Source organism: Sedimentibacter sp., assembly GCF_032080165.1.
Taxonomy (GTDB): Bacteria; Bacillota; Clostridia; order Tissierellales; family Sedimentibacteraceae; genus Sedimentibacter.
This window is the reverse complement of the sequence record NZ_DAMASY010000001.1, coordinates 252,646-268,188: the sequence shown is the minus strand read 5'-3', so window position 1 is coordinate 268,188 and position 15,543 is coordinate 252,646. Positions and strand designations below refer to the sequence as shown.

The following is a 15,543-nucleotide window of genomic DNA, read 5'->3' as shown; positions in this document are numbered from 1 at the left end:
CCTCTTAGCTGTGAATCTGTACTCGGTCAATTAGGTTTAACACTTCTGCTTTTACACTTTTTAAAACATTCATAGAATCAATCTTGTTTACACCCTTTATTGAAAAATAAATTTTCAGCTTCGGCTCTGTTCCTGATGGTCTAAGCACCATCCATGAGCCGTCTTCAAATAAAAACTTCAATACATCTGATTTTGGGTAATTTAACTTTTCAACGTTTCCGTTTGTAAGATTTAGAACTATACCTAATTTATAATCGTAAAAATATGGTATATTCTTGCCCGCCAATATTCTGAGCTTATTTTCTCTGAAATCATCCATAATGGATCTCATTTTATTCAGACCGGTAAGGCCCGTAAAGCTCAGTGATATTGTTTCTTCTACGTAATATCCGTGTTCTTCGTATATATCCTGAAGTATATCTAATAGTATTTTCCCTTTTGTCTTATAATATGCAGACATTTCACAAATGAGCATAGATGCAATTACTGCATCCTTATCTCTTACAAATGTTCCTGCAAGATATCCATAGCTTTCTTCATATCCGAATAAAAAGCTATATTTTTTTGTTTCTTCAAAATTTTGCATTAATTCTGCTATATATTTAAAACCTGTCAACGTATTAAATGTTGACACGTTGTATTTTTCCGCTATTGCTCTTCCTATTTCACTTGTTACTATTGTGTTGACAATAGCACCGTTGTCAGGAAGCTTATTTTTTTCTTTTAATGAACTTAGAACGTAATTCATTAAAAGCGCTCCGGTTTGATTACCGTTAAGCGGCACATATTCACCTTCGTGGTTTTTTACAACAAGACCGACTCTGTCGCAGTCAGGATCAGTTCCTAAAATAATATCTGCATTTAGTTCGATTGCTCTTTTAATGGCCATTTCAAACGAACTGATTTCTTCCGGATTTGGAGATTTTACGGTTGAAAATTCAGGGTCCGGATTTTCCTGTTCCTTAACAACAAAAATATTTTTATATCCAAGTTCTTCAAGAACTCTTCTTACTAACATATTGCCGGTTCCGTGAAGAGGAGTGTATACTACCTTAGTATCTTTATCAACATCGCAATTTAAACTTAATTTTTTTATTTCATTAATATATGATGTATCTACATTATTTCCTATTAATATAATCTTTTCGTTATTTTCAAGGTCAGAACAAATTACATCTTTTAGCATAACTTTTTTAATGCTGCTTACAATAGCATCAGCATCTTGAACTACTTGTCCCCCGTATTGGTCATAAACCTTGTATCCGTTGTAATCTGATGGATTGTGACTTGCTGTTATAACGACACCGACTTTGCATTTAAAATATCTGACTGCATATGATAATTCAGGTGTGGGTCTCAAGCTTTCAAACAAATATACTTTAATATTGTTTGCCGCAAATACACAAGCTGCCTTTTCCGCAAATTCCTTTGACATATACCTTGAGTCGTATGCAATTACGGAACTTATTTCTTCATCTGTATATTTTTCTTTTAAAAAGCTGCTGATTCCTTGTGTTGCTTTTGCAACGGTAACTATGTTAATTCTATTGGAGCCGGCACCGATTTTTCCTCTCATGCCACCGGTCCCAAATTCTAATTCCTTATAAAATCTATCTTCAATTTCATGGTCGTCATTTTCAATTAATTTTAATTCTTCTTTTAATATATTATCAACATACGGACTGTCAAGCCACATTTCATACTTTTCCTTACTCATAAAAATCTCCCTAATTTAAATTAATGCCCTTTAAATAGTTCTTAAAGCTATCTCTTAAATCTTCCCTCTTAAGTGCAAAATCAACAGTTGCTTCAAGAAAACCTATTTTGCTGCCCACATCATACCTTCTGCCTTCAAATATATATGCATAAACCTCTTCAAAATTACATAGTTTTTTTAATCCATCTGTAAGCTGTATTTCTCCCCCCACTCCCTTATTAGTATTCTCAAGGATTTCAAAAATTTTAGGGGTAATTATGTATCTTCCAAGCATTGCTATATTTGAAGGTGTTTTTTCAACATCCGGTTTCTCTACCAAATTGTTGACGGAATATACCTTATCATTAATTTTTTGTCCTGATACTATTCCGTATTTGTTGACATCTTTCCGCGCTACCGGCTGAACTCCTAAAATTGTTGCATTATACTGCTCAAATACTTCCATCATCTGTTTTAAACACGGTTTTTGTGAATCAACAACGTCATCTCCCAATAAAACAGCAAAGGGTTCATTACCTACAAATGATTTTGCACAATAGACAGCGTGACCAAGACCAAGTGGGTTTTTTTGTCTCACCGTATGGATATTAATCATTTGAGAAATTTTTCTTACCTCTTCTAAAAGCTCCTCTTTATGTGTTTGCTGCAGATTATCTTCAAGTTCAACCGCTCTGTCAAAATGTTCTTCAATTGAACCCTTGTTTCTTCCCGTTATAATTAAAACATCTTCTATTCCGGAGCCGATAACTTCCTCAACTATGTATTGAATTGTGGGTTTATCTACAATTGGCAGCATTTCCTTGGGAATTGACTTGGTTGCAGGTAAAAATCTGGTCCCCAGCCCTGCTGCAGGTATAATTGCCTTTTTAATTTTCATTTTTAACCTCTATTTATCTATTTCATGTTATTCTATTTCACGGTCATAGCCGTCAATATATTAAGTGACAGTGAAACAATAATCAATAGATTAAATAATCTATTGATTATTGTTTCACTTACAGTATAAGCGCGACACCAAATATCGCATACAGCATAAGCGACCGACACCAAATCAAAGATTTGGGTCGTCTGCTTATAGCCATCAAATTTATTTTTTACAGTGAGCCGTAATTGGTTTTTATATTATCTGTAATTAAAGAGTCCTTTAATACATCCATATGTTCTAAGCTCTGTCCCGTACCTTTAGCAACGCATGATACGGCATCCTCAGCGATATGAACGATTAAGCCGGTTCTTTTTTCAAGCAATTTATCCATTCCCTTAATCAGGCAACCGCCGCCTGTCATTATAATACCTTTTTCACTGATATCCGCTGCTAATTCGGGAGGTGTCTTTTCTAACACCGAGTGAACCGCATCCGCTATAGATGTTATGGTTTCTTCTAATGCTTCAAGCATATCTGAAGTAGAAATTGTCAAATTAACCGGAAGTCCTGTTACAAGGTTTCTTCCCCTAACTTCCATATACATTTCCTCATCAGCAGGAAATGCAGCACCTATGCTCATTTTCAGTTCTTCCGCACTTCTAAGACCGATCATAACATTGTATTTCTTTCTGACATATCTTACGATAGCATCGTCACATTTATCTCCCGCAACCTTTATTGATCTGCTTACAACGATTCCTCCAAGAGATATGACTGCTATGTCCGTAGTACCGCCGCCCATATCTATAATCATATGACCTGACGGTTTTGTAATATCAAGTCCGGCACCAATCGCCGCTGCCACCGGCTCTTCTATTAAATATGTCTTTTTAGCTCCTGCATTCATGCTTGCTTCAAGGACTGCTCTTTTTTCAACCTCAGTAACACCGCTTGGAACACAAATTATTACCCTCGGCTTCATAATTGAATTTCCTACTGCTTTTTTGATAAAGTATTTTAACATTTTTTCTGTTATGTCAAAGTCAGATATAACACCATCTCTTAAAGGTCTGATGGCAACAATGTTTCCGGGTGTTCGTCCCAGCATTTTTCTTGCTTCTTCACCAACCTCAAGTATTTTATTGGTATTAATATCAATTGCAACAACAGAAGGTTCATTAATCACTATACCTTTGCCCTTGATGTATACCAACACGCTTGCAGTTCCAAGGTCGATTCCAATATCCATTCTGAACCCCATTTTATCCTCCTGTTCAATAAATTGCATTTATTAATTGTAATTTTAGTTTAATAAGGGCTATGCCCGTCATTCGTGGAACCCGCCGCCTATTGAGACGGGGTGCATCTTAATTTAGTTATAATGATAAAAATTATAACATATAACCATATTTATTTCAATTTTTTTTGTTCCTTAAATTAACATTAAAATAAATGCCTGTTTAAAAAACAGACATTTTGTTTTTATTAGCATTTTTTTAGTAGCTTTTTGATTTTTTGTACAGGATCCAACAATTCGCTTAAAGATCTGTCATAATTAAGTGTATCTACTATATTTGCAATATATTTAGACATATCTACTTCAACACACCATGGTTTATTGTCTAATTCAGGTTTTCTGTAAATCAGGTTTGTAGTAAATATTCTTGAAATAGTTCCCTCTTCATATGCTTTGTCAAATTTGGCAAATCCTTCGGTAAATAAACCAAAGGCAGAAAAAACGTATACGTTTCTTGCTTTTCTTTCTTTAAGTTTTTTAGCAACGTCAATCATTGAATCTCCTGATGCAATCATATCATCAACTACTATAACGTCCTTGCCTTCTACGTTGTCACCTAAAAATTCATGGCTGACAACCGGATTTTTACCGTTAATTATTACCGAATAATCTCTTCTTTTATAGAACATTCCAAGATCTAATTCCATAACGGATGAATAATAAATACATCTTGACATTCCGCCCTCATCCGGAGAAATAATCATCATGTGATTTCTGTCTATTTTAGAATCCGGAAAAGTTCTTACAAAAGCTTTTATCATTTGATAATGAGGATGGAAATCTTCAAATCCATGTAACGGTATAGCATTTTGAACTCTTGGGTCATGAATATCAAATGATATTATGTTTTCTACTCCCATGGATGTAAGCTCTTGCAACGCTAATGCACAATCAAGAGACTCTCTGGTAGCTCTCTTGTGCTGTCTGCCTTCATAAAGCATCGGCATAATAACTGTTATACGCTTTGCCTTACCATTCATGGCTGCAATAATTCTTTTTAAATCCTGATAATGATCATCCGGACTCATAGGTACTTCCATACCATACATTTTAAAAGTTACTCCATAATTAAAAACATCTGATATGATATATATATCCTTACCTCTGACTGTTTCATTAATCACACCCTTTGCTTCGCCTGATCCAAATCTTGGACAAACAGCATCAAGCAAGAATGTCTTTTCTTGAGAATCCTCTGAATATATAACACCGTTATTATCTTGTCTCCAAGCTTTTAAGTAGTAGTCGATTTTCGATGCAATTTCTTCACAACCTTTCATGGCAATAATTGATAAATCGCCAAAAGGATGTGGTTCTTTGTACACATAATCATTTATATCCATTTTTCCCTCCTGTTAAAAACCAATTCCATTTATCTGACTGTTAATTTCTTTTACATTCTATCAAAAATTTAATAATTGTCAAAAGAAAGTGGATTAAATTTTGTTAAGTTATCTTAACAATATGGTTGTCTTATTACAAAAATTTATGTAGCTGTTACAATACGCAGGGGAATGAAAAGGTAGATTAGGGCATAAGCAGGGAATCGAGAGCCGGGTTAGGGCATAGCAGGGGAATGCATCAAATCTGTTTACTCACTGTCGTTCGCACAGATTTGGCATTCTGTGCATTTGAATTACCAACAATTTTTTAGGAAAAATCGCCTAAAAAATTGGGTCAATTCATAAAAAAAACTATAACATCTATTCTCTTCGCTGTTATAGTTTTAAACTCATTTTTACATATATATCTTCGCTATTTGTGTAGATAAATCTTCGTATGTAAATGGTTTTTCAATTATTATGGAACCTCTTTTTGTCAGCTCTTCATAATCTGCTTGTTTTGCGTAACCGGTTATAAAAAATGCCTTTGAAACTTTATTAATCTGCTTCATTTCTTCAAAGAGCTGCTTACCGGTCATTACGGGCATACATAAATCTATTACCGAAAAAGCAATCGACCTATAATGCTGCGAATAGTAATCCAACGCATCTAAGGGTTTGTTAAATTTGACTACATCATAACCTAAATCCTCAAGAAGCTCTGCTTCTATGTCCAGTACATTTTCTTCATCATCAACAAGCATAATCAAATTGCTCCTAAAATCAATTTTTGACCTTTTGATAATTTGCTTCTTAGAATGTACCGGAAGAAAAATTTCAAATCTTGTTCCACTGTTTACATTACTCTTTACGTCTAAAAAGCCGGAATGGGATTTTACTGTTCCGAAAACAACCGAAAGTCCTAATCCGGTTCCGTTTGTCTTTTCTTTAGTTGTGAAATATGGCTCAAATATTTTCATAAATACGTCTTCACTGATGCCAACACCATTATCCTCAACATAAATTGTAATGTATTTACCCGGTTTTAATATTTCTCCATGGCTTAAAACCATTGGAGAAAAAACAACTGTGTCAACAGTACCCACTCGAATTTTACCAAACTGACTCTCTACCGCATCCTTGGAATTTAATATCAGATTAACCAATAAATTCTCAATTTGTGCTTCATCTCCAAGTATAATTTTGTTTTCAGCTCCGTAATTGTACTGGACTTCAAATTCTGAGCTGATTATGGATTCGACCATCCTGTAGGTTTCATCCATTACCTTTTTTAAATTGATCGGTTTGTTAGTGCTGCTTTCCTTTTTTGCAAACATCAATATTTTTCTTGTCAGATTAGCAGAATTTTGTGATATGTGGATGATTCTTTCGGCATATTCTTTTATTTTAGCCGGATCATCCGTCTTCTGAATCATGGTAGCATTGCCTATTATACTCATTAATTGATTGTTAAAATCATGTGCAATACCACCTGCCAATTGCCCTAAGGCGGCCATTTTTTCACTTTGTCTTTTTGCCAATTCTCGCATTTCCTGCATTTTGTACATCTCTTCGCTATCAGATGCCATTCTTAGAATTTCTTCTCTTGCAACAACTTGCATTTCTTCGCTTAACATCGTTTCCCCTTTACCAATATTTTCTTAATTTCTATCCCAATTAATATACAATGTAAAAAGAGAAAAATTTGTAGAAAAATGTAATATAACAAAATAATTTATGATAAATTAAAATAAATTATAATTCGCAAAAAAAAAGCAACATCCAACGTCAAAAGAAGCGTCAAATGTTGTTTATAATGGTGATCCATCGGCGATTCGAACGCCGGACACCTTGATTAAAAGTCAAGTGCTCTGCCTGCTGAGCTAATGGATCATAAATAATAACTTTTATATAATAACCAACTTGTCTAATCTTGTCAACTATTTATAAAAATAATTTTAATAAATAATTATAAGATTTGTAATTTTCCGATTCGCCACATAGCAAAAATTAGGTTGTCCCGCCGCCTATAGGAGCCGGGATATCTTAATTTAGTTATATATGTTGACTTATATTTTTTATTTTGTTAAAATTAAAGAAAAACGAGGTGATATATATGGGTTTTAATATGGTTGCAGCTCATGCTAAATGGCCGGAAGAAAATGATGCAATATTTGGTTTGGCGGCTAAGGCAAAGCAAGCAATTGATAAATACGGAAAAGAAAATGTTATTGACTCCACACTTGGAGCATTAGTTGATGATGACGGTAACCTAATATGTCTTGATACAGTATACAGCGAATTGAAATCCTTGCCGAATGCACAAATAGCGGCATATGCACAAGTTGCAGGTCAAGAAGATTTCTTGGAGGCAGTTCAGGATGCATGTTTTAAAGAATACAAACCCGAAGCATACATAAAAGCAGTAGCAACTCCGGGAGGAACAGGAGCAGTAAGACATGCAATATGGAATTATACAAATGAAGGAGAATCAATATTAGTATGCGATTGGTTCTGGTCACCTTATGTAACAATTTCCGAAGAATTCGGAAGAAAAGTTACAAACTTTGAGTTTTTCAATGAAAAAGGTGAATTCAACATTAATTCCTTCAAAGAAAAATTTGAGAATTTGTTAAACAAGCAAAAAAGATTAGTAACTATATTAAATTCACCAGCTAACAACCCGACAGGATACAGCTTATCCGATGAAGAATGGGATGAAGTTTTAAATATTGCAAAAGAAAATGCAAAAAATTCAGAAAACAAAATAATCATAGTAGTTGACGTTGCTTACATCGATTATGCAGGTGTTGGTTCGGAAAGAAGAAAATTCTTCTCTAAATTCTCCGATTTACCTGAAAACATATTTGTAATGGTTGCATACAGTATGTCAAAGGGCTATACAATGTATGGCATGAGATCAGGTGCGGCAATTGGTATTTCTTCCAAAGAAGAAATAGTTAACGAATTCTATTATACATGTATGCATGCTAACAGAGCTAACTGGTCAAACGGAACAAGAGGTGCGATGACAGTTATGACTAACATCGCGAAGGATACTGCAAAGAAAAAAGCATACGAAGAAGAAGTTAACAAATACAAAACCATGCTTAGAAATCGTGCTAATGCATTTGTTGAAGGTGCTCAGAAATGCGGTTTAGATATATTACCTTACAGAGACGGGTTTTTTGTAAGTATTCCTTGTGATAATGCAAAAGAAGCATCAGCTGAGTTGATTAAAGAAAACCTATTTGTTGTAGCACTAAAGAAAGGTTTAAGATTTGCTGTATGTGCAGTTGCAGAGGATAAATGCAGAATTGCACCGTCTAAAATAAAAAAAGTATTAGATAACTTGAAATAAAAAATACCGGAGTAGATATTACTCCGGTATTTTTTTCATATCAAGCAGCTTTTCTGATTTTCTTTTCCACCTTCCGGATGCGTAATATGGACCTGAAATCAACAGCCATAATAACCATCCGACCGCATAGCTTAAAAATATATATTCTTTGCCAAATCTGTCGGCTATAAAATATGCTGCGGGAATTCTTCCAAGCCATAGAGATACTATGGCACCGATCATAGGAACGACTGATTCCCCCGCTCCCCTTATAACGGCATTAATTGTGAAGACAATTGCCAATAGAGCTATAGTAGGCATTACACTATTTAAATATATCATTCCCGCCTCTATAACTGCCGGATCAGAATTAAACAATCGCAACAAATATGGTCCAAAAGGTATTATTATTAAGCAGGCAATACATACTATAACTGATAGGCCAATTGCTGTAACAGTTCCTTGATGCACTCTGTCCATACGCTTAGCACCAATATTCTGACCTGTAAACGTAGTAACTGCATTACTGAAGCTTTGAATAGGCATAAATGCAAATGTATCAATTTTATTAGCTGCATTGAAGCCGGCTATAAAATCAGAACCATAGCTGTTAACCAGTGATTGCAAGCTCATTATACCTATTGAAAATAATGTTTGCTGTATACCTGTGGGTAATCCCAATTTAAGAATTTTCTTGAAAATTTCTTTATCAAAGCTAAACTTAAATATTGAAAATCTCAGCACCTCATACTTATTACGCATGTAAATAATACCGAATACCCAGGAAACGGTCTGAGCAATTATTGTTGCTATTGCTACTCCTGCAACACCCCAATGAAAAACAATTACAAATACTAAGTCAAGCACTATATTTATTATTGTTGCTATTGAAAGAAATAATAAAGAAGACTTGCTGTCACCAAATCCCTGCAATATACCTGCATTAACATTAAAACCAAAGCTGCCTATCATACCTGCAAATATTATCATCATGTATGTATTTGCCATCGGAAGAGCATCTGACGGCGTATTTATTAATATTAATATCGGTTTAGACAAAAACATTCCTATAAATGTAATTGGTATTGATCCGACAATCATTGCTGTATATATAGTTTGAGATGTTTTCCGTACGTTATCCATATCCCCTGCACCTATATATTGAGAAATAAGAATTGTAGCTCCTATTCCAAGTCCTATAAACATAGCTGCCATCATAAAGATAATTGGAAAGCCGGTTCCTACAGCGGCCAAGGCAAGCTTTCCTACATAGTTTCCTACGACAATACTGTCTACCATATTATATAATTGCTGAAATACATTGCCTATGAGCATAGGAAATGCAAAAGTAAGTATTATTTTAAGCGGACTGCCCTCAGTCATAGTATTAATTGATTTACTGTCAATTTTATTATCATCACGATTTTCCATATAGCACCCCCACGATGAGATAATGATTAGTATACCATAACTTAATAAAAATGCAATGGGGAATCTTCGTTCTAAAAATAAAAGCACACATCCGCTGTGTGCCAAAAAAATATTTAATTTTATGATAGTATTATTCTTTAAAGCTATATTTCACTTCTGTATTTGAAACTGTGTTATTTAATTTGTTAAGTGCTTGAATTTTATATGGCAAACTATAAAGATGAATAAATCCTGTTGCATCTTTTTGGTCATATAAATCTCCTGTACTGAATGATGAAATAGATTCATTGTACAATGCATTTTCTGATACCATACCTGCAAACTTGATTGTACCTTTATACAACTTCAACTTTACCTTTCCGTTAACTGCTTTCTGTGTAGAATCTATGAATGCATCAAATGCGTCCTTTAAACCCGAAAACCACATAGCGTTGTATACCAGTTCTGCATATTTTTGTGACATCATATCTTTAAAATGTGCCGTATCTTTTTCCAATACGAAGCTTTCCAGATATTTATGTGCCTCAATAAGCAATGTTCCTCCCGGCGTTTCGTAAATGCCCCTTGATTTCATACCTACCAATCTGTTTTCTAACAGGTCGATAATGCCTATACCGTGAGTTCCGCCTATTTTATTTAAGCTTTTAAGCATTTCTTCTCCGTTTAGCTTTTTAGAATTTAATTTTACAGGTATCCCTTCTTTAAATTCAATTTCAATATATTCAGCTAAATCCGGGGTATTTTCAATCGTATTCGTCATTACCAATATTTCGTCATAATCCGGTTCAAGCCCGGGATTTTCAAGCATTCCCCCTTCATGGCTTATATGAAGAATGTTTTGATCTCTTGAATATATTTTTTCTTTTGTAATTCCATTAAGATCTATATTTTTTGATTCTGCATAATCAATTGCTTCTTCCCTTGAACCGATATCCCAGATACGCCATGGAGCTATAATTTGAATAGTCGGGTCCAAAGCTGCTATTGCTGTTTCAAGACGAACCTGATCATTGCCTTTTCCGGTACAACCGTGCGCAATGTATTTTGCCCCTTCCTTGTGTGCTGCTTCAACTAACTTTTTAGCTATTAAAGGTCTTGCATAGGCAGTACCAAGAAGATATTTACCTTCATAAACAGCATTTGCTTTAATACCCTTATAAACATATTCTTCAACGAATTCATTTACTACATTTTCTATATATACCTTGCTTGCTCCCGATGATAGCGCTTTTTTCTTTACAAATTCCATATCATCCTCTTGACCTACATTCACACAGCATGCGATGATATCTAAATCATTATAATTTTCTTTTAACCAAGGAATTATAATAGATGTATCCAAACCACCTGAATATGCTAAAACTACTTTTTCTTTTTCCATTTCATATGCCTCCAAAATATAATTATTAGTAATAGTATTAATATGCGCATTAATAGACGTATATTTATTCCTTTTTGTAATACGCAGGGGGAATGCACCTGCATAAAAAAATGCTTAGTAAAGAGCCGATGATTACACCGCGGTACCACTCTTTTTCTAAGCAATTGCTTACTCTCCATTTTAACGGTATTTAACCGTATCCTCATACTGTTAATTCTGAGAATCTCTTCATGGGCTCTCTTCGATTAAATATAACTATCAGACTCACACTCTGTTCCGACTCGCTTAAGTTAAAATTCAATTTACTCTTCCAATCATTAAATTATACATATTTCATAATTTTTATTCAATTATATGTGCGAGAATTCAATTTGTCAATAGTTATTTTTAAAAAATATAAATAAAATCTAATAAATAGTCATCAAAAAACAGATTAATAATACATGTTGTCGTCATCTTAGAGGCGGGGGGACATCTTAATTTAGTTATATTTAATGAATTGAAAAAATTATTAGTATTATGAATAAAGTGCTGTTATTTTTTGGAGAAAGGAGTATAATGAAATAGATAAAAATTTCTTAGGAGATCACAATGGATTTTGCAGAAAAACATAATAACCCCAACGGATTCACTAAAAGCAAATACATAAGAGGATTCTTAAAAAAATATTCACTTAATTATATATTAGGTATTATAGCACTTTTAATAGTTGATATTGCTCAAACAAGGGTTCCTATTATCGTTGGCGGAGTAATAGATGGAATTGAACAGCAAAGTATTGAATTATCTGCAATCAAGACATCAATTATTTTACTTTTCGTAATTGCAGGCATCATGTATGCAGGCAGAATATTATGGAGATTTTTTATTTTTGGTACAGGCAGAAGCATTGAAAGAGATATAAGAAATGACATGTTCGCTCATCTTGAGAAAATGTCTGCAAAATATTATCAAAAACACAGCCCCGGTGAAGTAATGGCATATATGACAAATGACTTGGAAGCAGTACGTATGGCATTAGCTCAGGGCATTTTGACATTGTTTGATGTAATAGCCCTCGGAACTATAACATTGTTTAATATGGTAACAGAAATTGACCCGCTTCTTACATTGGCTGCGGTTGTACCTCTTATGCTGATAGCTGTTTCAGTAAGATTTGCGGGAAAAGAAATGTTCAGCAGGTTTACAAAAAGACAGGAGGCATTTACAACCTTATCAGATTTTGTACAAGAAAACCTTTCAGGCATAAAAGTAATTAAATCCTTCGTTCAAGAAGATAAGTTTATTGAGGCATTTGAAAAAGAAAACAAAAATACCTATGAAAAAAATATGAAATTAATGAAGTTACAATCAATTATGCATCCTTTTATGCAATTAATTTCAGGGCTTGCATTAGCAGTTACCATTGGCTACGGCGGTTATCTGACTATTATAGCCAAAATAAGCTTAGGTGATTTCACTGCCTTTATTGCATATTTAAGCATGCTTGTTTGGCCAATGATAGCAATCGGTATTACTATTAATATTTTTTCACGAGGTGCCGCTTCATTGTCAAGAGTTGAGGATATATTAAATGAACCGGTTGAAATAAAGGACAATGAGCATACTGTAAAAATTGATTATATAGAAGGAAATATAAAATTTGATAACTTAAATTATAAATATCCCGACACAGACAATTACATTTTGCAAAATATCAGCTTTGAAGTAAAAAAAGGACAAACTTTAGGAATTATAGGAAGGACAGGCAGCGGGAAAACAACAATGGTCAATTTGCTTTTAAGAATATTTGACCCTGATAAAAACTCCATTTACATAGACGGAACCGACATCTTAAATATTCCTTTGAATTTACTCAGAAAAAGTATCGGCTACGTTCCGCAGGACAACTTTTTATTTTCAGATACAATTTCAAACAATATTGATTTCGGATTAAGAAATTCAGATATAGATAAAATAAAAGCGGCAGCCGAGCAAGCAGTTGTTCACGGTAATATAGTGGAATTCAAAGACGGATATGATACCGTTATAGGTGAAAAAGGCATCTCCTTGTCCGGAGGTCAAAAGCAACGTATATCAATTGCAAGAGCACTTATTAAAGATCCCGAAATACTTATACTTGATGATTCTGTTTCTGCCGTAGACACCGATACAGAAGAAAAAATACTTCACTATTTAAATGAATTAAGAAGCAATAAAACCAATATTATAATAGCCCACAGAATTTCAACAATTCAAGATTCCGACCTGATTATTGTTTTAGATGAAGGTAAAATAACTGAAGCAGGTACCCATAAGGAACTTCTGAAAAACAAGGGACTCTATTATTCGATTTATGAAAAACAATTGTTGGAAAAAATGCTGAATGAACAGGAATAGGTACATACATGGAAGATAATTTAAAGAAATATGATAAAAATTTATATAGAAGATTATTAAAATATGCTAAGCCATATCTATGGTACTTCATTTTAGCAATAGTGATTATTTTAATAATAGTTGCAATAGAGCTTTATCAACCCATTTTGTTAGGTGATGCCGTAGATACATTTTTATCTCAATACGGGAGCAAGGGAAGCAGCGAAATTTTAGACAGGAAGCACGATATAGAAGGCGTTGTTAAAATTGGCGGCATATATTTATTAACAGTTGTAATTATATTTTTTCTAAACTATGCACAGGCATTAATACTCAGCTTTGCAGGACAAAAAATAATTTATAACATCAGAATGGAAATTTTCACTCATTTGAGCGGATTGTCATTAAACTTCTTTACCAAGAACCCCATAGGTAAGCTGGTAACAAGGGTAACCAACGATACTGAAGCACTGAATGAAATGTATACAAGTGTTATAGTCAATGTTCTAAAAAGCAGCTTTGTATTGATAGGAATAATAATTACAATGATTTCATATAACTTAAAGCTGTCACTTTACACATTTACGGTAATACCTTTTATAATGCTTTTTACATTCACTTTCCAAAAGGTTTCTATGAAAATTCACAGAGATATAAGAAGTAAAATTTCCGGCTTAAATGCTTTCATTTCTGAGCACGTGTCCGGAATGAAAATAGTACAAATATTTGCAGTTGAGAATGAAGTTTTTGATAAGTTTAAAAATGAAAATGAAAAGCTTAGAATTGACCATATGAAACAGCTTTTTACATTCAGTATATATAACCCCACAAACTTCCTTATGAATATAACCGCCACATCAATACTGCTTTGGTTCGGTGGGAAAATGGTTTTTGAGGGAGTAATTTCAATAGGAACTATAATTGTTTTCCAAAGATACATAAGTAAATTCTTTGAACCGATACAGGAATTAGCCGAACAGCTTAACATTATCCAATCTGCAGCCGCAGCATCTGAAAGAATATTTGATCTATTAGATGAAGAGCAGGAAATAAAGGAAAGTGAAAATTCGGTTGAAACGGATACTTTTAAAGGAAGTATAGAGTTTAAAAATGTATGGTTCTCCTATAAAGAAGATGAATGGATATTAAAGGATGTTTCATTTAAAGTAAACCCCGGGGAAAGCATTGCCTTTGTGGGCGCAACGGGGGCAGGAAAAACCACCATTCAGAGCTTGATATGCAGATACTATGATATACAAAAAGGTGAAATATTAATTGATGGAGTTAATATAAATGATATCAGAATTTCGGATTTAAGAAAAAATATCGGTCAAATGCTTCAGGATGTATTTTTGTTTTCAGGAGATATAAAAAGCAATATAAGATTAAAAAATGAAAATGTAACCGATGAAGAGATAATTGAGGCATCTGAATACGTAAATGCCGATAAATTTATCTCAAGATTAGAAAACAAATATGACGAACACGTAATAGAAAACGGTGCGGCATTTTCAGCCGGTCAGAGACAGTTAATTTCTTTTGCGAGAACCCTGGCCTTTAAACCTGACGTATTAATTCTTGATGAGGCAACAGCAAACATAGATACAGAAACCGAAGTTTTGATACAGGATGCTTTAAAGAAAATAATGAAAAACCGGACAACATTAATTGTGGCACACAGATTATCTACAATTCAAAACTCTGATAAAATAATAGTAATGCATAAAGGCGAAATCAGAGAAGAGGGCACTCACCAGGAGCTGTTAACTAAACGAGGTATTTACTATAAACTGTACAAATTACAGTATGAAAATTAATATGGAGGATAAATT

10 protein-coding genes, 1 tRNA gene and 1 other annotated feature are annotated in these 15,543 nt (G+C 33.8%); of the genes, 3 read left to right on the top strand and 8 right to left on the bottom strand.

Annotated elements, in window-relative coordinates; genetic code table 11:
• Positions 1 to 4: 4 nt before the first annotated feature.
• The 6 genes from RT412_RS01215 to RT412_RS01190 form a co-directional block, all read right to left on the bottom strand.
• A complete protein-coding gene (locus RT412_RS01215; RefSeq protein ID WP_313339487.1) occupies positions 5 to 1,717 on the bottom strand; it encodes a phospho-sugar mutase in 1,713 nt (570 codons plus the stop codon).
• A 10-nt stretch (positions 1,718 to 1,727) separates the two neighbouring features.
• Positions 1,728 to 2,594, bottom strand: coding sequence for a UTP--glucose-1-phosphate uridylyltransferase GalU (galU, locus tag RT412_RS01210; RefSeq protein WP_313339484.1), 867 nt, complete (start codon positions 2,592 to 2,594; stop codon positions 1,728 to 1,730).
• Positions 2,595 to 2,811: 217 nt separating this feature from the next.
• Positions 2,812 to 3,843: a rod shape-determining protein MreB gene (locus RT412_RS01205; protein ID WP_313339482.1), complete on the bottom strand. Its 1,032-nt coding sequence runs from the start codon at positions 3,841 to 3,843 to the stop codon at positions 2,812 to 2,814.
• A 224-nt stretch (positions 3,844 to 4,067) separates the two neighbouring features.
• On the bottom strand, positions 4,068 to 5,222 hold the full coding sequence (locus RT412_RS01200) for a ribose-phosphate pyrophosphokinase (protein WP_313339480.1): 1,155 nt from the start codon (positions 5,220 to 5,222) through the stop codon (positions 4,068 to 4,070).
• A 395-nt stretch (positions 5,223 to 5,617) separates the two neighbouring features.
• Positions 5,618 to 6,838: an ATP-binding protein gene (locus RT412_RS01195; protein ID WP_313339477.1), complete on the bottom strand. Its 1,221-nt coding sequence runs from the start codon at positions 6,836 to 6,838 to the stop codon at positions 5,618 to 5,620.
• 180 nt (positions 6,839 to 7,018) lie between these two features.
• A tRNA-Lys gene (locus RT412_RS01190) sits at positions 7,019 to 7,094 on the bottom strand.
• Positions 7,095 to 7,317: 223 nt separating this feature from the next.
• Here RT412_RS01190 and RT412_RS01185 point away from each other — a divergent pair.
• The gene (locus tag RT412_RS01185) at positions 7,318 to 8,562 is read left to right on the top strand and encodes an aminotransferase class I/II-fold pyridoxal phosphate-dependent enzyme (RefSeq protein ID WP_313339474.1); all 1,245 of its coding nucleotides are present in this window, start codon (positions 7,318 to 7,320) and stop codon (positions 8,560 to 8,562) included.
• An 18-nt stretch (positions 8,563 to 8,580) separates the two neighbouring features.
• Here RT412_RS01185 and RT412_RS01180 read toward each other — a convergent pair whose 3' ends face one another.
• Both RT412_RS01180 and RT412_RS01175 read right to left on the bottom strand, forming a co-directional pair.
• A complete protein-coding gene (locus tag RT412_RS01180; RefSeq protein ID WP_313339473.1) occupies positions 8,581 to 9,972 on the bottom strand; it encodes an MATE family efflux transporter in 1,392 nt (463 codons plus the stop codon).
• A gap of 130 nt (positions 9,973 to 10,102) precedes the next feature.
• Positions 10,103 to 11,353 carry an argininosuccinate synthase gene (locus tag RT412_RS01175; RefSeq protein ID WP_313339470.1) on the bottom strand — a complete coding sequence of 417 codons (1,251 nt, stop codon included), beginning with the start codon at positions 11,351 to 11,353 and terminating at the stop codon, positions 10,103 to 10,105.
• A 118-nt stretch (positions 11,354 to 11,471) separates the two neighbouring features.
• Positions 11,472 to 11,680, bottom strand: a binding site (T-box leader).
• Positions 11,681 to 11,944: 264 nt separating this feature from the next.
• Here RT412_RS01175 and RT412_RS01170 point away from each other — a divergent pair.
• Positions 11,945 to 13,732: an ABC transporter ATP-binding protein gene (locus RT412_RS01170; RefSeq protein WP_313339468.1), complete on the top strand. Its 1,788-nt coding sequence runs from the start codon at positions 11,945 to 11,947 to the stop codon at positions 13,730 to 13,732.
• Positions 13,733 to 13,740: 8 nt separating this feature from the next.
• Entirely contained in the window at positions 13,741 to 15,528 is a 1,788-nt protein-coding gene (locus tag RT412_RS01165) for an ABC transporter ATP-binding protein (RefSeq protein ID WP_313339466.1), read from the top strand.
• Positions 15,529 to 15,543 lie beyond the last annotated feature (15 nt).